This is a genomic window from Mesorhizobium sp. (assembly GCF_041661565.1).
Classification (GTDB): Bacteria; Pseudomonadota; Alphaproteobacteria; order Rhizobiales; family Rhizobiaceae; genus Mesorhizobium.
In genome coordinates this window covers 1-20,195 of the sequence record NZ_JBAZUD010000067.1, presented here as the reverse complement: position 1 = coordinate 20,195, position 20,195 = coordinate 1, and the positions used below count along the sequence as shown (strand labels likewise).

The window sequence follows — 20,195 nt, the reverse complement described above, 5'->3', positions numbered from 1 at the left end:
TCCAGACCAGCGCGCTGTGTCCAGCGCCAGAAACAAGGAAGTTTCTATGCCCATTCCCGCCCCCTTCGTCTCCCTCCCCATGGGCATCGAGAAGGACTGGATCGACTACAACGGCCATCTCAACATGGCCTATTACAACGTGCTGTTCGACCGCTGCTCGGACGAGGCTTTCGCGGCAATGGGCATGGGCCTCGATTACGTCGAGCAGCGTCGACTCACCATCTACACCGCGGAAATCCACGTCTGTTACGTGCAGGAGTTGCATCTGGACCACAAGGTCACCGTCTCGCTGCAGCTGATCGATCATGACGAGAAGCGGCTGCGGCTCTATCAGGAAATCCGCCACGTCGATGGTTGGCTGGCCGCCACGTCGGAGCAGCTTGCCCTGCATGTCGACATGTCCGGGCCGAAGGTCGCGCCCTTCCCCGCCGATATCCTGGCCAAGGTCGAAGCCATGCGCGCCGCCCATGCGGCGCTGCCGATGCCGGAGCGCGCCGGCCGTTCCATTGGGATTCGTCGCAAGCCCGCTTGAAGCAGCCCGGCGCCCGCGTTAACCTTACCGGGGTTTTAACGGGAACAAGCCAATTGAGCCGTTGAACGACTCAGCGGAGCGGTCGAGAACAGTCCGCACGGGGTTGCGATACGGGCGGCGGGCGAGCCGGTTCGAGGGACGTGCATGAAAACCGACATCAAGGTCGAGGTCGACAGGCTGGCCGCCGATCCGCGCATCACCGACTATGATTTCTGGCGCTCGCTCAAGAACGTCAACAACGAGATCTTCCATATCGCCAACAGCAACGAGCCGATCCCGTTCGACATGATTCGCTGGCGCGCCATCCTCAAGCGCGCCCGCATGAAGCGCGGCCACGTATGACCCTGTCGAGCCGCGCCGCAACCATGGCTGGCGCCTGAACGCCGTCTTAGTCGAGCGCGCGATCAGCGGCGACGGGCGGTGTCGCCTTCCAAATGCGAGCCCAATCAGGATGATTCGACCTAAGCCAGTTTCTGCTTGAGGAACGCAATCGTCCTGCCCCAGGCGAGATCGGCCGCCTGCTTGTCGTAGCGCGCCGCCGATGTGTCATTGTTGAAGGCATGGTTGACGCCTTCATACACATAGATCGTGTGTTCGACATGCGCCGCTTCCAGTGCTTTCCGGAAACCGTCGATCCCGGCATTGATTCGCTCGTCCAAGCCACCGTAGTGCAACAGCAAGGCGGCCTTTATCTTCGGCACGTCCGCGCTCTTCGGCTGCATGCCGTAATAGGCGACGCCGGCCGCCAGGTCGGGAGCGTTGACCGCCAAACTGTTGACGGTGCCGCCGCCCCAGCAGAAGCCGATCGCGCCAACCTTGCCGTTGCCGTCCTTGTCGGCCTTGAGGAAAGTAACCGTGGCCACGGCGTCGGCCGCCGTGCGCGATGGATCCAGCGTGGCAAACATGTCGCGTGCCTTGTCCTCGTCGCTTGGCGTGCCGCCGAGCGGCGACAGGAAATCCGGCGCAAGCGCCACGAAGCCCTCGAGCGCCACGCGCCGCGTCACATCGCGAATATGCGGGTTCAGCCCCCGGTTCTCATGCACGATGATGACCGTGCCGAGCTTGCCTGTGTGTTCCGCCGGCTTGACCAGGTAGCCCTTCATTTCGCCGCTGCCGCCGGGAAAAGTGATGTCCTCGCCCTTCACGCGCGGGTCGCTGTCGGCGACGATCGCCGCCTGCGCCGAATTCGCCGCCAGCAGCGGCGCGATCGCGGCGGCCGCGGCGCCGGCCCCGGCAAGCCTGGTCAGCTGCTCCATGAAGCGGCGGCGGTCGAGCGTCAAATGCGTGTATTCGTCATAGGCATCGATCATCGCCTGGGTGATGGTGGGATCGGTCATGGCGCGCTCCTTGTGATGTCCTGCGCAAGATAGGGGCGAGGCTGCCCGCGTCCAGTCGCGTTGCGGGCAGTCCGGCTCATCGTTGGAAACCGGGGCGGACCGCAGGACTGGACAATCACATTCCCGTCATCCTCGACAAATCCTGGTGGCGCGGCCACCATGGTGGGCGAAACTCGGTGGGAATACAGCAGAGCACGCACGGCAAGCCGCAAGACCAGGAGAGGTGATTCATGAACGTACAGCAGATCGTCAATACCGTTTCGCAAAAGGCCGGACTCGATCAGGCGACGACCGAGAAAGTCGTCGGCACCATTTTCTCGGTTCTCGAACATGAGGCGGACGGTACCAGCGCCTCCAGCTTCTTCGCCCGCATTCCGGGCGCCGATGCGCTGGCGCGGCAATATGATGTGATGAGCACCGCGCCTTCGGAAGGTGGCGGCTTCCTGTCGTCGCTGCAGGGCGCGCTTGGCGGCGTCCTTGGCGAGAAGGCCGGCGCGCTCATCAACGGCTTCGCCGCCCTCAAGGCGTCCGGCTTGAGCATGGCGCAGATACAGAAGGCAGGCGAGACACTGGTTCAGCAGGCCGAGACAGCGGCCGGCCCCGAACTGACCAACCGGGTGCTCGGCTCGGTGCCCAGCCTGAAGAGCCATCTGGGTCTTGGCTGAGCATTAGCATCGTCCGGCAGAACGCAGCCTATTTCGGCAGGGCGTAGGCCATGACGTAATCACCGGGCTTGGTGCCGACCGAGCCATGGCCGCCGGCGACGATCACCACGAACTGGCGGCCGTCGGCCACCGTATAGGTCATCGGCGTCGATTGTCCGCCCGCCGGCAGCCGCGCCTGCCACAGCTGCTTGCCTGACGTCAGGTCGTAGGCGCGCACATAATCGTCCACCGCCGCGCCTAGGAACACCACGCCGCCGGCGGTGATCATCGGCCCGCCAATGCCCGGCACGCCGACCTTGAACGGTAGTGGCAGCGGCGTCATGTCGTAGACGGTGCCGTTGCGGTGCTTGTAGGCGATCTTGCCGGTGCGAAGATCGGCGCCCGCGACATAGCCCCAGGGCGGCGCCTGGCAGGGAACGCCGAGCGGCGACAGGAACGGTCCCATCACCACCGCATAGGGAGCGCCCTCGTTGCGGTTGAGCCCCTGCTCGCTGCCGCGTCCCTCGTCCGGCGGCGGCACCTGGTCGCGCGGAATGAGCCGAGACTTGAACGCCAGATAGGTCGGCATGCCGAACAGCACCTGCCGCACCGGGTCGACCGCGACGCCGCCCCAGTTGAAGGTGCCGAAATTGCCGGGATAGATCAGCGAGCCCTGCACGGAAGGCGGTGTGTAGCGGCCCTCGTAGCGCAGGCCCTGGAATTCGATCCGGCACGCCAGCTGGTCGAACATGGTGATGCCCCACATGTCGGCGCCGGTCAGCGGCTTGGGGCTGAAGGAGAGGTCCGACACCGGCTGCGTCGGCGACGTATGGTCTCCTTCGACGGCGCCGCCGGGTGCCGGCACTTCCTTGACCGCGATGATCGGTTCGCCCGTGCGGCGGTCGAGCACATAGAGGTCGCCCTGCTTGGTCGGCCCGACCAGCGCCGGCACCACCGTGCCGTCGGCCTTGGTGATGTCGATAAGGCTCGGCTGCGCCGGCACATCCATGTCCCAGAGGTCGTGGTGCACCGTCTGCCGCACCCATTTCAACTGCCCGGTGTTGAGGTCGAGCGCGGTGATCGAGGACGAGAATTTCTCGACATTGGCGCTGCGCCCGGCGCCGAGCTGGTCCGGCGTCTGGTTGCCGAGCGGCACGTAGAGCAGCCCGAGCTTCTCGTCGGCGCTCGGCGTCGACCACATGTTGGGCGAGTTGGCGGTGTAGGTCTGGCCGGCGGCCAGCGGCGTCGTCTGGTCGGGATTGCCGGAATCCCAGTTCCAGACCAGTTTGCCGCTGCTGGCGTCATATGCGCGGATGACGCCCGACGGCTCCTGCGTCGAATAATTGTCGTTGACCGCCCCGCCGACGATGATCTTGCCCCCGGCGATCAGCGGTGCCGAGGTCGAGTAGTAATAGCCGGATTTCGGATAGGGCATGTTGGTCAACAGGTTGAGCGTACCGCCTTCGGCAAAGCCTGGGCAGACCTGGCCGTTGGCTGCATCGAGCGCGATCAGTCGCGCATCCGAGGTCGGCAGGTAGACACGGCTGGCACAGGGCTGGCCGGCGGCGACAGCCGCGTCGGCATAGAAGGATACGCCTCGGCAGGTCTGGTGCTGGCGATCCTTGTCGAGCTTGACCTGCGGATCGTAACGCCATTTCTCCTTGCCGGTCGCGGCATCGATGGCGATGCCGAAATTGTGCGGGGTGCAGATGTAGAGCGTGTCGCCGATCTTCAGCGGCGTCACCTGATAGGTGGTCTCGCTGACATCGTCCGGTCCCTTCACGTCGCCGGTCCGGTAGGTCCAGGCCGGCTGCAGTGTGGCGACATTGTCCGGCGTGATCTGGTCGAGCGGCGAATAGCGCTGGCCGAACTGGGTGCGGCCGTAATAGTGCCACTCGCCGGCCGGCACGTCATTGCCGAGATTGGCGTTGGCGGTCACTTTTTCGGTGCCGAGAGCGCCGGCAATGTCCTTCGGGTCCGTGGTCATCGAATAGCCGGCCACCGCCAGCGACGCCAGCACGGCCAGGATCATCGGCGCGCGCCCGTCTGGGCCGGTCAGTCCCCGCCGCGCCCAGGGTGTCAGCAGCCACAGGGCCACCAGCACGATGATGCCGCCGCGCGGGGCGAGTTCCCACCAGTCGAATCCGGTTTCCCACACCGCCCAGGCCAGCGTCGCCAGCACGATCCCCGCATAGAGCCACAGCGCCGTCGACCGGCGCCGATAGAGCAGCCAGCCCGCGACCAGGAAGGCCAGGCCGGTGATGATGTAGTACCAGCTGCCGCCCAGCGAAGCCAACCAGAGGCCCCCCGCGCCAAGCGCGAGCCCGATGATGAAAAGGATGAGGGAGGTGATGGTGACAGCCAAGACGATACTCCTTCGACTGTTTTCGCCCAGCAGCGCTGCGTTCGGCAGATTCGACATCGCGTCCTGCCGAATGCCTGCCTGACCGGTACAGCTTTTCTCCTCGCTGCCGCGCCTGTCAAGCAAAGGTGACGGCGGCTGCGGTCCTTGGGCCTATCGCGCCGAGAATGCGGCACGTCCAGACGTCGCTCGACCACTTCGCCGGAACAAAACGTAGACACTTCTGGCCTTTCGCCGCCGAATCACTACATTCGGGGGAAGATGTCCGGCTTTTCGGAAGACATGCCCTTTTTCGACGAACCCGATGCGCGGCCCACGGCCCCGTCGGGCATTGCCGCGCGCGCCATGGCCGCCCGCAGCGGCCACAGCAATGCGCCCGATTATCTCAAGGGCCTCAATCCCGAGCAGCGGCTGGCGGTGGAGACCACCGAGGGCCCAGTCCTGGTGCTGGCCGGCGCCGGCACCGGCAAGACGCGCGTGCTGACCACCCGCATCGCCCACATCCTTGCCACCGGCAAGGCCTTCCCGTCGCAGATCCTCGCCGTGACCTTCACCAATAAGGCCGCGCGAGAAATGAAGCTCCGCATCGGCGTGCTGATCGGCGAAGGCAATGTCGAGGGCATGCCATGGCTCGGCACCTTCCACTCGATCGGCGTCAAGCTCCTGCGCCGCCACGCCGAACTCGCCGGGCTCAGATCCGATTTCACCATCCTCGACACCGACGACGTGGTGCGGCTCATCAAGCAGCTGATCCAGGCCGAGGGCCTGGACGACAAGCGCTGGCCGGCCAAGCAGTTCGCGCAGATGATCGACGGCTGGAAGAACAAGGGCCAGGGCCCCGCCGACATCGCCGAGGGTGACGCCCGCGCCTTTGCCAACGGCAAGGGCCGCGAACTCTACAAGGCCTATCAGGCCCGGCTGCAGACGCTGAACGCCTGTGACTTCGGCGACCTTTTGTGCCACCCGATCCGCATCTTCCGCGCCAATCCGGATGTGTTGAAAGAATATCACAAGCGCTTCAAATACATCTTGGTCGACGAGTACCAGGACACCAACACCGCCCAGTACATGTGGCTGCGGCTTCTGGCGCAGCGGCCGGATAGCGGGCGCGCGTCAACGTCGACGGATCTGCGAACGGCCGAAGGCCGCAAGCCCGACCGGGCGTCGGCCGGCCAGGCCGCCCCCGCGGAGGCCAGCGAGCGAAGCTCGCGTGCGGCCGCGAGCGATAACAAGGTCAACATCTGCTGCGTCGGCGACGACGACCAGTCCATCTATGGCTGGCGCGGCGCCGAGGTCGACAACATCCTGCGATTCGACAAGGATTTTCCCGGCGCCACCATCATCAGGCTGGAGCGCAACTACCGCTCGACCGCGCACATCCTCGGCGCCGCCTCCCACCTCATCGCCCACAATGAGGGCCGCTTCGGCAAGACCCTGTTCACCGACCGCGACGAGCCCGAGGACGGCAAGGTGCATGTCCACGCCGCTTGGGATTCCGAAGAGGAAGCCCGCGCCGTGGGCGAGACCATCGAGGCCTACCAGCGGCAAAAGCACAATCTCAACGACATGGCGATCCTTGTCCGCGCCTCCTTCCAGATGCGCGAGTTCGAGGATCGCTTCGTCACGCTCGGCCTCAACTACCGGGTCATCGGCGGCCCGCGCTTCTACGAGCGCATGGAAATCCGCGACGCGCTGGCCTTCTTCCGCGTCGTCGCGCAAGGCGCCGACGACCTCGCCTTCGAGCGCATCGTCAATGTGCCGAAGCGCGGCCTCGGCGAAACCACCATCCGCCAGGTCCACGACACCGCACGTGCTTTACGCGTGCCGATGCTGGAAGCCGCGACCAAGCTCGCCGAAAGCGACGAACTGAAGCCGAAGCCGCGCGCATCCCTGCGCGAGGTCACGGCCAATTTCGAGCGCTGGCAGAAGGCGCTGGAAACCACGCCGCACACCGAGCTCGCCGAGACCATTCTCGAGGAGAGCGGCTATACCGACATGTGGAAGAACGACCGCTCGGTCGAAGCGCCTGGCCGGCTGGAAAATCTGAAAGAGCTGATCCGCTCCATGGAGGAGTACGAGTCGCTGCGCTCCTTCCTCGAACATGTCGCGCTGGTCATGGATGCCGAGCAGAATGCCACGCTCGACGCCGTCAACATCATGACGCTGCATTCGGCCAAGGGCCTCGAATTCGAGACCGTTTTCCTGCCCGGCTGGGAGGAAGGCCTGTTTCCGCACCAGCGCGCGCTCGATGAAGGCGGCCGCTCGGGTCTGGAGGAAGAGCGCCGCCTCGCCTATGTCGGCCTGACCCGCGCCAAGAAGAACCTGCATCTGTGGTTCGTCTCCAACCGCCGCATACATGGCCTGTGGCAGTCGACGATCCCGTCGCGCTTCCTTGACGAACTGCCGGAAGCCCATGTCGAAATCGCCGAAGGCGGTAACAGCTATGGCGGCTACGGAAATTCCTATGGCGGCGGCTCGTTCGCCTCCGGCCGTGGCGGACAGGGGGCCGGACGACAGAACCCCTATGGCGCGTCGCGCTTCGACAATGTCGGCGCCGACAGCGAAAAATCCGGCGCGTTTTCAAACACCTATGCGACACCCGGCTGGCAGCGCGCGCAGGCCAACCGAAACGAGGCGACCGACCGCAACTGGGGTTCGCGCTCCGGCCACCAGGTCGAGCGCATCGGCTATGGCGAGACCGATTCCGGGTATGGCGCCGGCCGCACCTCGGTCAAGGGCCGCACCATCGACGGCGAACTCGTCGCCAAATCCGTCTCCGACACGCCCTCCGCCTTCAACGTCGGCGACCGCGTCTTCCACCAGAAATTCGGCAACGGCAACATCTCCGCCATCGAAGGCAACAAGCTGACCATCGACTTCGACAAGGCCGGCCAGAAACGCGTGCTGGACGGGTTCGTGGCGGCGGTGTGAACCAGCGCCGAGGCCGTTCGACAGACCTCTGAAACCACTCAATCCACCTTCTTCTCGCCCGCCTCGCCGGCCTTGACGATATCCCCCGTCGTGAACAGGATTTCCTTCAGTTCCGCCCGCCAGTCCTTCTTCTGGCGCAGCAGGAATTCAAGGTTCATGCCGAAATGCTTGAACTCCTCCTGCTGCGCGTTCTTCATGATCGCCTTGGCCTGCGGGTCCTTTTCCACCGACATGCGCTGTTCGTACCAGCTGATCGCTTCCGCCTCCTCGATGAGCGAGGTGATCATGCGGGCAAAGGTCCGCACCTTCTGCGTCAGTTCTTCTGGCGGCTCGTGATACTGGTCGAAGCCCATGTCGTCATCCTCTCCGATAATGGTTGGACGGACGGTACGTCATTGCTGCAACTCCGCCAACGCCCTTTGCAGCGGTGCCGGCGAAATCTGGATCGGGCCGGAGAACGGCACATCCATGTCGAGGATCAGATAGACCGCGCCGGCGATCAGCGCGGCCGAAACGACGAAGGTCGAAACCGTGATCGCATTGCGCGGCGCCCGGAAGCCGAAACTGGCGAAGATCAGCCCCAGCCAGGCCACCAGCATGGCGATCAGCGGCCTGGGTATCGCCCCTTCCGACTGTTCGATCAGTACCCAGCGCTGCTCCAGCACTTGCCGCAGGCGCTGGCGGGCATCCTGCAACAGGAAGTCCTGCGCGGCGTCGGTCGTCGGCAAAGCGTTCAGGCGGGTGCCGATTTCGGCCAGCAGATGCTCGGACAGCCGGTTCGCGACGACAGGATTGTCTTGGGCTCGCGACCACTGGCTGGTCACCCTCTCCACATAGGCGGATAGCGGCTCACGCACCGAATCGGCTTGCGGGCCATATTGGCGCAAGGTCCTGTCCAGCAGGATCAGTTCCGTCGCATAGGCGTGCACATTGTGGTCGACCGATTCGAAGGTGTTCTTGGCGGAATTGATCATCAGCCCCAGCACCAGCGATGTCATCACGCCGAACAGATTCGCGGCGAGCCGCAGGACATTGTTCGTCTCGTCATCGCGATGCCTGGCTGGAAGCCTCGGCCAGATTGCAATCGTGGCCAGCGGCGCCGCCACCAGGCAAAGAAAAATCACAAGCGCGACGACTTCATCCTGCATGGCCGCTATTTCTGCACGGGAAGCACGGATTGCCAATGGTCGTGTGGCGGCCTTCCCGACGTCTAGGACACCGGCAGCGCTCCGCCCTCCTGCGTGCGCCGCGCGATGAACTCGTCGAGCACGCCTGACGTGGCGACCGCCGAAGCAGGCGGCACGAAATCGGCAAGCGTGCGTTTCCAGACCCCGGTGGCGCGTTCGCTCGCCGTCCTGGACCCGCCCTGCGTCCAGTTGCCGAAATTCGACCAGTCGGCGACCAGCGGTTCGTAGAAGGCCGTGCGGTAGCGCGCCATGGTGTGGCCGGCCGAGAAGAAATGGCCGCCCGGCTGCACTTCGGCGATCGCCTCGAAGCCGATGGCGTCACTGTCCCCGGCAGTCGGCACGCAGAGTTCGGCCACAGTCTGCAACGCCTCGATGTCGGTGATCAGCTTCTCGAAGGAGACACTGAGGCCACCTTCCAGCCAGCCGGCCGCATGGATGCACATGGTCGCCCCGGCCAGGACCGACCCCCACAGCGCGAACTGCGTTTCGTGCGCGGCCTGCGCATCCGAAATGTTGGCGGCGCTGCCGCCGCCCGACCGCCACGGCAGGCCGGTGAGCCGCGCCAGTTGGCCGGCGCCCAGCGTCGCCTTGACGTGTTCGGGCGTGCCGAAGGCCGGCGCGCCGGATTTCATGTCGACATTGGACGAGAAGGAACCATAGACGACCGGCGCGCCCGGCCGCACGATCTGCGCCAGCGTCAGGCCGGCCAGCGCCTCGGCATGCTGCAAGGTCAGCGCGCCGGCCACCGTGATCGGCGCCATGGCCCCCGCCAGGCAGAATGGCGTGATGACGGAAACCTGCCCTGCCCTAGCGAAATCGATGATGCCTTGCGCCATCGGAATGTCGAGCTGGCGCGGTGAGTTGGTGTTGATGACGGTGTAGCAATGGGCATTGGCCAGGAATTCGTCCTGCGACAGGCCGCGCGCCAGCCGCACCATCTCGAAACCGTCCTCGACCTGTGGCGTGCCTCGCGCGAACACGAACGGGAACTTGTCCGACAGGGTCAGCTGCGCGCGGTTGACGGCGTAGTGGCGGAAACGGTTGTCGACATCCTGCGGCTCGATGCAGGGTCCCAGCATGTGCAGCACGTCGAAATGCTGCACCAGCCGCATCAGATCCTCGAAATCGGCCAGTGTTCCGGGTCGCCGGCCGCGCTCGAGGTCGGTGACGTTCGGCGCCCCACAGCCCGCCAGGAAGGTCATCGAGCCGAGTTCGAGCGTCAGGTCGCGGGCACGGCAACCGGCATGGGCATGGATGGATCTCGGTGCCGAGGCCAGTGCCGCCGCCACCATGTCGCGACCGATGCGCACCATGTCGGTGTCGGGGTCGACCAGCGCGCCAGCGCGGGCGAAGTGTTCGCGCGCTTGCGGCAAAAGCACCTTGATGCCGAGTTCCTCCAGCACGCGCAGCGCCGTGTCGTGGATGGACGCCACCTGATCGTCCGAAAAGATCGGCTGCGGCAGGAACGAATTCCTGAGCGAATGGTAGTCGGGCCGGCGGCTGCTCTCGCTGCCGGCCTCGCCGGTCCGCCCACGCCGGCGCTCGCGCCTGCCGTCCCGTGCCGCGTCATCGTCCATGAAGGCGTCTCCTTATTGCCGCATCGCCTTGCCTTCGGGGTCGTAAGGCGAGGCCGCGATGACACGCGCCGGCCGCTCCGTGCCGACGATATGCACCGACAGCGCCCTACCCTCGCCCGCGAAATCGCGGCTGACAAGCGCCAGCGCCAGGCTCTTGCCGACAGTGTAGCCATAGCCGCCCGAGGTGACGAAGCCGACCCGCCGGCCCTGATGCCAGACCGGCTCGTAGCCGCTGGCGTCGGCGTCGACGGCATCGACTTCCAGGGTCACCAGGCATTGAGCTGCATCCCCGGCGTCGCGGGCCCGCAGCGCCGCTTCACGACCGATGAAGTCGCCCTTGTCGAACGCAATAAAGCGATCGAGGCCGGTCTGGCCCGGCGTATAGCCCTGCGTGAATTCGCGCGACCAGATGCCGAAGCTCTTTTCAAGCCGCAGCGCATTGAGTGCGTAATAGCCGGCCTCGGCGAGGCCGAGATCCTCGCCCGCCGCCAGCAGCGTTTCGCGCAAGGTGGCCTGCATGCTCGCCTCGCAGTTGATCTCGAAGCCGAGCTCGCCGGCGATCGACAGGCGGGCAACCCGCGCCCGCGCCATGCCGACGTCGAACGCGCCGCAGGCCATGAAGGGCAATGCCGTGGCGGACACGTCCTGGTGCGTCGCGCGCGCCAGGATTTCCCGGGCATGCGGCCCGGTCAGCAGGAAACCACTCATCGCGTCGGACAGGTCGGTCACGCGCACACCCTGCGCCGCATGATCCTCGAACCAGCGCATGTGGAATTCTCGCAGATAGTAGGAACCCATCAGCCAATAGTCGCCGCCGCTCCAGTTGAAGACGGTGAGATCGCCCTTCAGCCGCCCGTCATGGCCGAGCATCGGCGCCAGCCTCGCCTGCCCCGGCTTCGGCAGCCTGCAGGCGAGCAGCCCGTCGAGCCACGCTTCGGCGCCCGCGCCAGACACAGCGTAGCGGGCATAGGCCGTGATGTCGACGAGACCGGCGGCGCGCCGCACCTGCAGCGCTTCCGCGCCGACAATGTCGAAGGCGTTGGAGCGTTTGAGCGTGGTGTTTTCGCGAAAACCCAACGGCGCGAAATAGGCCGGAATCTCCAGCCCCCAAGATGCCGTCCACTCGCAGCCCGCGGCGCTCATGCCGTCATAGGCGCCGGGCCGCTTCAACGGCCGCCCGGCGGGCAGCCGTTCATTGGGGAAGGTCATGACGAAACGGCGCGAATAGAACTGGCGCGTCGTCTGCCTGAGGTATTCGCGGTTGGCGGCGAAGGCGCCGTAGCGGGCGATATCCATGCCGAAGATATCGGCGTGCGGCTCGCCGTAGATCATCCACTCGGCCAGCGATTTGCCGACCCCGCCGCCCTGGCTGAAGCCGGCCATCACGCCACAGGCGACCCAATAATTCTTGAGGCCGCGCACCGGTCCGACGATCGGATTGCCATCCGGCGTGAAGGTGAAGGCGCCGTTGACCCATTTGCGGATCCCGGCCGTCTTCAGGCAAGGAAAGCGCTCATAGGCCTTGGACAGTTCCGGCATGATGCGGTCGATGTCCTCTGGGATCAGCTCCATGCCGTAGTCCCAGGGCGCGCCGTCCATATTCCAGTGTTTCGGGTTCTGCTCGTAAACCCCGAGCAGCACGCCCTTGCGCTCCTGCCGAAGATACGAAAACCCGTCGAGATCGACCGCGAGGCCGAGTTCCCGGTCGAGGGCGGCGACCTCCGGAATGTCTTCGGTGATGAGATAATGGTGCTCCATCGGCGTCACCGGCAGGTCGACGCCGGCCATGCGGCCAAGCTGCTTGGCCCACAGACCGCCGGCGTTGACGACATGTTCGGCGGTGATCGCGCCTTGCTCGGTGATGACATCCCAATGGCCGTCGGCGCGCGCCTTCAGCTCGACGACACGGTTGCGCAGGATCACGTCGGCGCCTCGCTTTTTCGCCGCCCCGGCATAGGCATGCGTCGTGCCATAGGGGTCGAGATGGCCTTCGTTGGAATCGTAGAGGCCGCCGAGCACGCCGCTGACATCGACGATCGGGCAGATCGCCTTGATCTCTTCCGGCGTCACCAGGCGGGCCGTTTCGATGCCGACCGACTGGAACACCGCCCAGGCCGATTTCAGCCACTCCCAGCGCTGCGGATCGCTGGCCATGTTGACGCCGCCCGTCATGTGCAGGCCGGCGCTCTGGCCGGATTCGGCCTCGATCTCGCGATAGAGCTTGATGGTGTAGTCCTGCAGGGCCGCGACGTTGGGGTCGGCGTTGAGCGCATGGAAGCCCGCCGCCGCGTGCCAGGTCGACCCCGCCGTCAGCTCGGCCCGCTCGATCAGCGCCACGTCGCTCCAGCCGAACCGTGTCAGATGATAAAGGACAGAGGCGCCGACCACGCCACCCCCGATGACGACTGCGCGATAATGCGGCTTCAAGGCTTCCTCCCGGTCTGTCCCTGAGGGGCATCTTATACGCACTGTACATAAGTGTCTAGCATTGGACGGGCGCGTGGTGTCCGTCGAAAGGGTGGCCCGATCGCAGGCCGCATTGCAGGATCGCGCGAGGAACCCGGCGGCCTGATCACGCGCTGTCACGCAGCTATCATCTTCACGCCGTAGACCGCCTTCGGAAGGTCGGCGCCTCGGCATCGTCGTGGCGCTCCCTGGAGCTCTACGTTCCGGCCAAACCCGCAAGCTTGTCACAAGAGGATTACCCATGAAGAACCCGTACCGAAGCGCCTCGCTTGGCGTCGCACTGGCCTTGTTCACCGCCCTGACGCCGGCGCTCGCCGACAGCACCGCGACCGTCGGCGGCACCAGTTTCGTCAGCAAGGGCCTGGTCGGCGTCGGCCGCATCCCGGCCGCCCAGCGCGACAAGTTCGGCGAGACCTTCGGATCGGGCTCGGGCATGGCCATCGACACATCAGGCTGGACGCATGACGCGGCCGGCTACAAGGGTTCGCTCTGGCTGCTGCCGGACCGCGGCTACAATGTCGCCGGCACCACAGACTACCGGCCCCGCCTCAACACCATCGGCATCGAGTTTGCCCCGGTCGCGCCGGGCGCCGCGCCCGCCGCCGGCCAGGAGCAGACCGGGGTCAAGGCGACGCTTACCGACACGCTGCTGCTCACCGACGACAAGGGCGCCGACATGACCGGGCTCGATCCGCTGTCGGACGTGCGCCCGGCCTCCGGCGACATGCCGATCCTGCCCGCCGCCACCAACGGCAAGCTCGCCCTCGACAACGAGGCGATCGCGCGGCTGCCCGACGGCTCGATGTTCATTTCCGACGAATACGGGCCGAACATCTACCGCTTCTCCGCCGAGGGCCGCCTGCTGTCGGCGACCCAGCCGCCCGCGGCGCTGGTGCCGATGCGCAAGGGCACGCCGAACTTCTCCTCCGACAATCCCGGCCCGGGTGCCGCCGATCCCGATCCGAAGGATCCCGAAACCGGCCGCCAGAACAACCAGGGCCTCGAAGGCATGGCGATGACGCCGGACGGCAAGTTCCTGATCGCCGTGCTCCAGTCGGCTCCGAGGCAGGACGGCGGCGATTCGCCGGCGACCCGGCAGAACACGCGGGCGCTGGTCTATGACGCGTCTGACCTCGGCCACCTCAAGCTGGCACACGAATATGTCGTGCCGCTGCCGGTGTTCAAGGATGCCAAGGGCAAGACCAAGGTCGCCGCGCAAAGCGAGATCGTGGCTCTGTCGGACACGGCATTCATGATGCTGGCGCGCGACAGCGGGAACGGACAGGGCCTGAAGGGCGACGCCTCGCTTTACCGCGAGATCTCGATCGTCGACGTTTCCGCCGCGACCGACATCGCCGGCGGCGCCTTCGATGCCGACAAGCCCGTGGCGCCCAAAGGTGTCGTCGATCCGTCGGTGACGCCTGCCAAACTCACGCCGTTCATCGACATCAACGACAAGGCGGAGCTTGGCCGCTTCGGCCTGCACAATGGCGCGCCGAACGACCACGACAATCTGTCCGAGAAGTGGGAAGCGATGTCGCTGGCCAGCGTGCTGGACCCCAAGTTGCCCGACGACTATTTCCTGTTCGTCGCCAACGACAACGACTTCCTGACCCAGGACGGTTTCCAGGTCGGCGCGCCCTACAAGGCCGACGACGGCGCCAATGTCGACACCATGTTCCTGGTCTACCAGGTCACGCTGCCGGGCCTCGCCAGGAAGTAGCGGCCACGGCTCGGGAGGGCGCGCCTGGCGCGCCCTCCCGGCCGATCCCGGATACTACTTCAGGAACTCCGCGTCCTTCGGCACGCCCGCATCGATCGGCTCTGCCGTCCTGTTCGACACCGCCATGTTCTTGCCGGCGGCCGACAGGTTCGGGCGCACGAAGACCTGAGCGGGGCCGTTGACGCGGCCGTAGAGGTCGATGATGTCCTGGTTCATGAAGCGCACGCAGCCCGACGAAGCGTTCTTGCCGATCGAATCCCATTCGGGCGTGCCGTGCAGCCGGTACATCGTGTCCTTGCCGTCGCGGAACAGATAGAGCGCGCGCGCGCCAAGCGGGCTCTGCGGGCCAGGCGGCATACCATCCTTGTATTTGGCCAGTTCCGGCCGGCGCTTGATCATTTCCGGCGGCGGCGTCCACACCGGCCACTTCTTCCTTGCCTGGACCACGGCGCTGCCGGTCCATCCGAAACCGGCCTTGCCGAGGCTGACGCCATAGCGGATCGCCTTGCCGCCGTCGCGCACCAGATAGAGGAAGTGCTCGGAGACATCGACCACGATCGTGCCCGGCTTTTCTCCGGTCGGGTCAGCCACGACCTGGCGCACGAATCTCGGATCGAGCTTGGCGACCGGGATCGCCGGCAGTTGATAGCCTTCGTCGGTACGCGCCGCATACATGCTCGCCGTATCGCCGAATGCCGGATCTCCGGATGCCGGATCGCCAGATGCCGGACCGTTTGGCGGCGCAGCCACCGGCGGCGCCACGTCCGTGGTGGTACAGGCTGAAAGCGCCAGCGAGGCCGCGCCCAAGGCGGACGCACCCAGGAAAACACGCCGGCTCAGGCGCTCGGAAAACAGCGTAATACTGGACATTGGCCCCCCGGCTATCCACACATCTGCTAAGGATGTTCCTGGGAGCAATATCCCATTCCGGTCGTCTTGAGAACAGGCTACATCAGGCAGGCCCTTAACCCCGCTGCATTGGCCGCTCGCCTTGGCCCAACAATCGGGCGGATCCAAATCATCCCTGCCGAGTTGCCAGCCATGACCGAAAAAATGCCCCCGCGCCGGCGCACCGGCGACCTGACCAGCGGGCCTATCCCGCGCACGCTGCTGCTGTTTGCCTTGCCGGTGCTCGGCTCCAACGTGCTGCAGTCGCTCAACGGGTCGATCAACGCCGTCTGGGTCGGCCGCTTCCTCGGCGAATCGGCGCTGACCGCGACCTCCAACGCCAACCTCGTCCTGTTCCTCATCCTCGGCACGGTGTTCGGCATCGGCATGGCGGCCACAATCCTGGTCGCGCAGTCGGTCGGTGCCCGCGACCTGCCGGAGGCGCGCCGCATCGTCGGCACCAGCGCCAGCTTCTTCTTCGCCATCTCGGTGGTGTTTGCCGTTTGCGGCTGGATCTGGGTCGACGCGATACTCAACGCGCTCGGCACGCCGGCAGACGCGTTGCCGCTGGCGCGGTCGTATCTGCGTATCATCTTCATCGCCGTGCCGATGATGAACCTTCTTTCCTTCGTCATGACCGTGCTGCGCGGCGCCGGCGACTCGCGCACGCCCTTCTTTTTCATGGCGCTGGCGGTCGTCCTCGACATCGTGCTCAACCCGCTGCTCATTCGCGGCATCGGTCCCTTCCCCGAACTCGGCATCGCCGGATCGGCGATGTCGACCCTGATCGGCCAGACGATCAGCGTGATTGCAATTCTCGTCGCGCTCTATGCGCGCAAGCACCCGCTGCGGCTGGCTGGCGCCGACCTCGCGCTGCTGCGGCCGGACCCGGCCTTGCTGCGCTTCGTCGTCTTCAAGGGCGTGCCCATGGGACTGCAGATGATCGTCATCTCGGCGGCGGCGCTGACGGTGATGGGCATCGTCAATACCTACGGATCCCAGGTTGCCGCCGCCTATGGCATCGCCGCGCAGCTGTGGACCTACATCCAGATGCCGGCGCTCGCCATCGGCGCGGCGGTCTCGTCCATGGCGGCGCAGAATGTCGGCGCCGGGCGCTGGGACCGGATCGGCCACATCGCCGCCTCCGGCGTTGGCTTCAACCTGGTCCTGACCGGCGCCCTGGTCGCGCTGCTATGGCTCTTCGACCGCTCGATCCTCAGCCTGTTCCTGAGCAGCGACAGCGCCGCGATCGACATCGCCGCCCATATCAACACCGTGGCGTCGTGGTCGTTCATCCTGTTCGGCATCACCATCGTGCTGTTCGCCACCGTGCGCGCCACCGGCGCGGTAATGCCGCCACTGATCATCCTGGTCATCTCGGTCCTGGTCGTGCGCACCGGCTTTGCGTATTTCATGCGCGGCGTGCTCGGCGAGGAAGCGCTGTGGTGGAGTTTCCCCGCCGGCTCGATCACCTCGCTGGTGCTGGCGGCGGCCTACTACCGCTTCGGCCGCTGGCGCAGCAGGCACATGATCGAGGACAGGCCTGCCGCCGGCGAGCCGCCGGACACCGGCCTCGGGGTTCCCCGCCAGCGCGCCGGTCTTTCACCGGAGACCCCGAACGGTTGAGAACCCGACCGAAGCCTTTCCCGGTGCCGGTCGCCTCATCTAGACTGCCAAAGGCAAGCACAAGGGATCTTCATGGGCAAAGGCAGGGTTGAGGCATTCACCGATGGCGTGGTGGCCATCATCATCACCATCATGGTCCTGGACCCGAAGGTGCCCGAAGGCGAGGACTTTTCGGCGTTGCTGCCGCAATGGCCGGTCTTCCTGTGTTACGTGCTGTCCTTCATCAATGTCGGCATCTACTGGAACAATCTGCACAACATGTTCCATACCGTGCAGCGCGTCGACGGGCGCGTGTTGTGGGCGAACCTGCATTTGCTGTTCTGGCTGTCGCTGATGCCCGTCACCACCGCATTCATGGGCGAAAACCACTTCGCCACGGTTCCCGTCGCGGTCTACGGTCTCGACCTCGCAATGTGCGCGACGGCCTACACAATCCTGGTCGAGGCGCTGCATCGGCTGCATGGGCCGGGCACCGCCTTCGCCAACGCCGTCGGCAGCGACCGCAAGGGAAGGCTTTCCCTCGCCGTCTACATCGCCGCCGTCGCGCTGACGTTCCTCGACCGATGGATTGGAGTCGGGCTCTACGTCGCTGTCGCCCTGGTCTGGCTGGTGCCGGACACGCGTTTCTCGAGGGTTCTTGAGAAATAGCCTATTTGCGCATCGCTTTCAGCTTTTCGGCCACGGACGCGGCAAGATCGCCATAGCGCTCCTCCAACCGCTCGGCCGCCTTGATGATCGGGAAATCATGGCCGAACTTTTCCAGCGCCATACGCAATTTCTCGACGAATTCGGCTTGCTTTTCCAGCGCCGAAAACAGCGTCCTCACCTGCGCCTCGCTGATATCGGGATCGGCAAGCATTTGCGGCACCTCGCGCCCCATCTGGTCGCCGGTGCTCGTTTGCTCCTTGAGAATTTCAACCCAGTCCGTCAATCGGCAAATCTCCATTCACCACGGCAACATGCGCGGTATGGGCCGGAGTGGTCAACCCGTGGAGGTGCTGGTACGGGCTTGCACAAGTCTGTACCAGCGCTAAGTGTCGCTCATCCAAGCAAGGAAGCCATCCCATGATCACCGATGCTGCAATCCAGACCGCCCTGCCCGCGCTTGACCAGGGCAACACCGCCGTGATCACCGGCGCCGCCAGCGGCATCGGTCTTGCGGCGGCAAAACGGCTGGCGCTGATGGGCATGAAGATCGTGCTTGCCGACATCGGGGGATCGCGCCTCGACGATGCCTCCCGGGCGGTCGCCGCCATCGCCGGCGACGAGGGCGTGCTCGCCGTGGCGACGGATGTTTCGAAGGCCGAGGAAGTGGACCGTCTCGCTGACCGGGCATTCGGCGCGTTCGGCGGCGTATCGCTGCTGATGAACAATGCCGGCGTCGGCAACAATCCCGGCAAGCCGTGGGAAAACCGCGAGGCCTGGAAGCGGCTGCTGGACATCAATTTCTGGGGCGTCGTCCATGGCGTTGAGGCTTTCACGCCGCGCATGCTGGCGTCCGACAAACCGGGGCTGATCGTCAATACCGGCTCCAAGCAGGGCATCACGACGCCGCCCGGCAACCTTGCCTACAATGTCTCCAAGGCGGGCGTGAAGACGTTTACCGAGGGCCTGGCGCATGCGCTGCGCAACGAGCCCGGCGCAAATGTCACCGCGCATCTGCTCATCCCCGGCTTCACCTATACCGGCCTCACCGAGGGCGCGACCGAGAAACCGGCCGCGGCCTGGACCGGCGAGCAGGTGGTCGATTTCATGCTGGAATCGATGACACGAGGCGACTTCTACATTCTGTGCCCGGACAATGAGGCGGCCAGGCCGATGGACGAAAAACGCATGGCCTGGGCAATCGGCGACATCATCGAGAACCGCCCGGCCCTGTCGCGCTGGCATCCCGACTACAAGGGGCCCTTCGCGGAGTTCATGAAGCAGTGAGATAAGGCCCGAGAGCCGTTCACCGTTTCGCGGAAACGAAGAACGGCTCTATTTTTCTTGACGCAGTTTCGGACGAAAAACCGCGTCACACTTTTCCTGGAACTGTCCTAAGCCGCGGTCTTCTTGGGCGAGCGCCTGCGCGACTCGACCTTCTTCGCAGCCATGGCGGCGATCTTCTCTTCGTGTTGCCGGTCATGCCGCTTCGCCGCCTGCTCGCATTTTGCCCGGATCTCCTCGACCTCCGACTCGGTCAGGTGCTCGATACCGATGAAGTGGTTGTGACCTTCGCTGACGCGGATCAGCTCGTCGAGCTTGGCCTGGATCGCGGCGCCGTCTCGGTTCTGGGTGTTCTGGATGAGGAACACCATCAGGAAGGTGATGATCGTCGTCCCAGTGTTGATCACCAATTGCCAGGTGTCGGAGAAGCCGAACAACGGCCCGCTCACCCCCCAGACGATGACGATCAGGCAGCAGGCGGCAAATGTCAGAGGCAGCCCGGCCAGATGGGCGACTTTGTTGGCGATCTTGGTGAAGATCTTTTCCATGATCGAAGTCCCTCAACGCATGCGCGCATGAGAAACAACCTGCGCGGTGTCCGGTTCCCGGCGACAGGAAATTGAACCTGCGCGGCTATACATACGGAAATCCGTCCTCCCGCCTCGGGGAACTCAAACGTCCTCGTGCTCCCAGCGGTCGAGGAAGGTCTCGATGGGCATGGCCTGCATGTCGGGAACAGCGCGCGCCAGCGTCTCGACCGGCCAGTCCCACCAGGCCAGGCGTTCGATCCGCGCCGCGATGTCAGCGGCGAAACGCGGCCGCAAGGGTTTCGCGGGCACGCCGGCGGCGACGGTGTAGGGCGCCACATCATGCGTCACCACCGCGTTGGCGCCGACGACGGCGCCGTTGCCGATATGCAGGCCCGGCATGATCACCGCGCCGTGGCCGATCCAGACATCATGGCCGATGGTCACGGCTTTTGACTGCCGCCTC

The 20,195-nt window shown here is 65.3% G+C and carries 18 protein-coding genes; 8 read left to right on the top strand and 10 right to left on the bottom strand.

Annotated features, from left to right (window positions below):
• The first annotated feature begins 46 nt into the window (after positions 1-46).
• Both WC739_RS13795 and WC739_RS13790 read left to right on the top strand, forming a co-directional pair.
• On the top strand, positions 47-532 hold the full coding sequence (locus WC739_RS13795) for a thioesterase family protein (RefSeq protein WP_372953590.1): 486 nt from the start codon (positions 47-49) through the stop codon (positions 530-532).
• Between the two features lie 144 nt (positions 533-676).
• Complete coding sequence (locus WC739_RS13790; protein ID WP_372953589.1) at positions 677-874, top strand: hypothetical protein; 198 nt, start codon at positions 677-679, stop codon at positions 872-874.
• Positions 875-993: 119 nt separating this feature from the next.
• Here WC739_RS13790 and WC739_RS13785 read toward each other — a convergent pair whose 3' ends face one another.
• Positions 994-1,869: a dienelactone hydrolase family protein gene (locus tag WC739_RS13785; RefSeq protein ID WP_372953588.1), complete on the bottom strand. Its 876-nt coding sequence runs from the start codon at positions 1,867-1,869 to the stop codon at positions 994-996.
• 230 nt (positions 1,870-2,099) lie between these two features.
• Here WC739_RS13785 and WC739_RS13780 point away from each other — a divergent pair, with 230 nt between their 5' ends.
• Complete coding sequence (locus tag WC739_RS13780; protein WP_372953587.1) at positions 2,100-2,534, top strand: hypothetical protein; 435 nt, start codon at positions 2,100-2,102, stop codon at positions 2,532-2,534.
• 28 nt (positions 2,535-2,562) lie between these two features.
• Here WC739_RS13780 and WC739_RS13775 read toward each other — a convergent pair whose 3' ends face one another.
• A complete protein-coding gene (locus WC739_RS13775) occupies positions 2,563-4,878 on the bottom strand; it encodes a glucose/quinate/shikimate family membrane-bound PQQ-dependent dehydrogenase (protein ID WP_372953586.1) in 2,316 nt (771 codons plus the stop codon).
• 258 nt (positions 4,879-5,136) lie between these two features.
• Between WC739_RS13775 and WC739_RS13770 the strand changes: the two genes are divergently transcribed.
• Positions 5,137-7,806, top strand: coding sequence for an ATP-dependent helicase (locus WC739_RS13770; protein ID WP_372953585.1), 2,670 nt, complete (start codon positions 5,137-5,139; stop codon positions 7,804-7,806).
• A 38-nt stretch (positions 7,807-7,844) separates the two neighbouring features.
• Here the strand turns inward: WC739_RS13770 and WC739_RS13765 are convergent, their stop codons facing one another.
• The 4 genes from WC739_RS13765 to WC739_RS13750 all read right to left on the bottom strand — a co-directional run bounded on the left by WC739_RS13765 (position 7,845) and on the right by WC739_RS13750 (position 12,997).
• Positions 7,845-8,159 carry a hypothetical protein gene (locus WC739_RS13765; RefSeq protein WP_372953584.1) on the bottom strand — a complete coding sequence of 105 codons (315 nt, stop codon included), beginning with the start codon at positions 8,157-8,159 and terminating at the stop codon, positions 7,845-7,847.
• 39 nt (positions 8,160-8,198) lie between these two features.
• A complete protein-coding gene (locus tag WC739_RS13760) occupies positions 8,199-8,954 on the bottom strand; it encodes a hypothetical protein (RefSeq protein WP_372953583.1) in 756 nt (251 codons plus the stop codon).
• A gap of 62 nt (positions 8,955-9,016) precedes the next feature.
• The gene (locus tag WC739_RS13755; RefSeq protein WP_372953582.1) at positions 9,017-10,570 is read right to left on the bottom strand and encodes a trimethylamine methyltransferase family protein; all 1,554 of its coding nucleotides are present in this window, start codon (positions 10,568-10,570) and stop codon (positions 9,017-9,019) included.
• A 12-nt stretch (positions 10,571-10,582) separates the two neighbouring features.
• Positions 10,583-12,997, bottom strand: coding sequence for an FAD-dependent oxidoreductase (locus tag WC739_RS13750; RefSeq protein WP_372953581.1), 2,415 nt, complete (start codon positions 12,995-12,997; stop codon positions 10,583-10,585).
• Between the two features lie 280 nt (positions 12,998-13,277).
• On the opposite strand from WC739_RS13750, the gene WC739_RS13745 reads away from it, so the two are divergent.
• Complete coding sequence (locus WC739_RS13745; RefSeq protein ID WP_372953580.1) at positions 13,278-14,759, top strand: esterase-like activity of phytase family protein; 1,482 nt, start codon at positions 13,278-13,280, stop codon at positions 14,757-14,759.
• A 54-nt stretch (positions 14,760-14,813) separates the two neighbouring features.
• Here the strand turns inward: WC739_RS13745 and WC739_RS13740 are convergent, their stop codons facing one another.
• The gene (locus tag WC739_RS13740; protein WP_372953579.1) at positions 14,814-15,629 is read right to left on the bottom strand and encodes a L,D-transpeptidase; all 816 of its coding nucleotides are present in this window, start codon (positions 15,627-15,629) and stop codon (positions 14,814-14,816) included.
• 171 nt (positions 15,630-15,800) lie between these two features.
• On the opposite strand from WC739_RS13740, the gene WC739_RS13735 reads away from it, so the two are divergent.
• Both WC739_RS13735 and WC739_RS13730 read left to right on the top strand, forming a co-directional pair.
• Positions 15,801-17,273: an MATE family efflux transporter gene (locus WC739_RS13735; protein WP_372953578.1), complete on the top strand. Its 1,473-nt coding sequence runs from the start codon at positions 15,801-15,803 to the stop codon at positions 17,271-17,273.
• 72 nt (positions 17,274-17,345) lie between these two features.
• Positions 17,346-17,921, top strand: coding sequence for a TMEM175 family protein (locus WC739_RS13730; protein WP_372953577.1), 576 nt, complete (start codon positions 17,346-17,348; stop codon positions 17,919-17,921).
• A gap of 1 nt (position 17,922) precedes the next feature.
• On the opposite strand, the gene WC739_RS13725 is transcribed toward WC739_RS13730, so the two are convergent.
• Entirely contained in the window at positions 17,923-18,204 is a 282-nt protein-coding gene (locus WC739_RS13725) for a hypothetical protein (RefSeq protein WP_372953576.1), read from the bottom strand.
• 134 nt (positions 18,205-18,338) lie between these two features.
• Between WC739_RS13725 and WC739_RS13720 the strand changes: the two genes are divergently transcribed.
• Positions 18,339-19,205 (top strand): SDR family NAD(P)-dependent oxidoreductase, encoded by an 867-nt coding sequence (locus WC739_RS13720; protein ID WP_372953575.1) that lies wholly within the window; start codon positions 18,339-18,341, stop codon positions 19,203-19,205.
• A 107-nt stretch (positions 19,206-19,312) separates the two neighbouring features.
• Here WC739_RS13720 and WC739_RS13715 read toward each other — a convergent pair whose 3' ends face one another.
• Both WC739_RS13715 and WC739_RS13710 read right to left on the bottom strand, forming a co-directional pair.
• Complete coding sequence (locus WC739_RS13715; protein ID WP_372953574.1) at positions 19,313-19,750, bottom strand: low affinity iron permease family protein; 438 nt, start codon at positions 19,748-19,750, stop codon at positions 19,313-19,315.
• 123 nt (positions 19,751-19,873) lie between these two features.
• Positions 19,874-20,195, bottom strand: a 322-nt coding sequence (locus WC739_RS13710; RefSeq protein ID WP_372953573.1) for a DapH/DapD/GlmU-related protein, incomplete at its 5' end; no start/stop codon positions are given.

Excerpts from the sequence above, each read along its gene's own strand:
- WC739_RS13795 (WP_372953590.1), top strand. The coding sequence starts at position 47 with ATGCCCATTCCCGCCCCCTTCGTCTCCCTCCCCATGGGCATCGAGAAG.
- WC739_RS13790 (WP_372953589.1), top strand. The coding sequence starts at position 677 with ATGAAAACCGACATCAAGGTCGAGGTCGACAGGCTGGCCGCCGATCCG.
- WC739_RS13785 (WP_372953588.1), bottom strand. The coding sequence starts at position 1,869 with ATGACCGATCCCACCATCACCCAGGCGATGATCGATGCCTATGACGAA.
- WC739_RS13780 (WP_372953587.1), top strand. The coding sequence starts at position 2,100 with ATGAACGTACAGCAGATCGTCAATACCGTTTCGCAAAAGGCCGGACTC.
- WC739_RS13770 (WP_372953585.1), top strand. The coding sequence starts at position 5,137 with ATGTCCGGCTTTTCGGAAGACATGCCCTTTTTCGACGAACCCGATGCG.
- WC739_RS13765 (WP_372953584.1), bottom strand. The coding sequence starts at position 8,159 with ATGGGCTTCGACCAGTATCACGAGCCGCCAGAAGAACTGACGCAGAAG.
- WC739_RS13760 (WP_372953583.1), bottom strand. The coding sequence starts at position 8,954 with ATGCAGGATGAAGTCGTCGCGCTTGTGATTTTTCTTTGCCTGGTGGCG.
- WC739_RS13755 (WP_372953582.1), bottom strand. The coding sequence starts at position 10,570 with ATGGACGATGACGCGGCACGGGACGGCAGGCGCGAGCGCCGGCGTGGG.
- WC739_RS13745 (WP_372953580.1), top strand. The coding sequence starts at position 13,278 with ATGAAGAACCCGTACCGAAGCGCCTCGCTTGGCGTCGCACTGGCCTTG.
- WC739_RS13740 (WP_372953579.1), bottom strand. The coding sequence starts at position 15,629 with ATGTCCAGTATTACGCTGTTTTCCGAGCGCCTGAGCCGGCGTGTTTTC.
- WC739_RS13735 (WP_372953578.1), top strand. The coding sequence starts at position 15,801 with ATGACCGAAAAAATGCCCCCGCGCCGGCGCACCGGCGACCTGACCAGC.
- WC739_RS13730 (WP_372953577.1), top strand. The coding sequence starts at position 17,346 with ATGGGCAAAGGCAGGGTTGAGGCATTCACCGATGGCGTGGTGGCCATC.
- WC739_RS13720 (WP_372953575.1), top strand. The coding sequence starts at position 18,339 with ATGATCACCGATGCTGCAATCCAGACCGCCCTGCCCGCGCTTGACCAG.
- WC739_RS13715 (WP_372953574.1), bottom strand. The coding sequence starts at position 19,750 with ATGGAAAAGATCTTCACCAAGATCGCCAACAAAGTCGCCCATCTGGCC.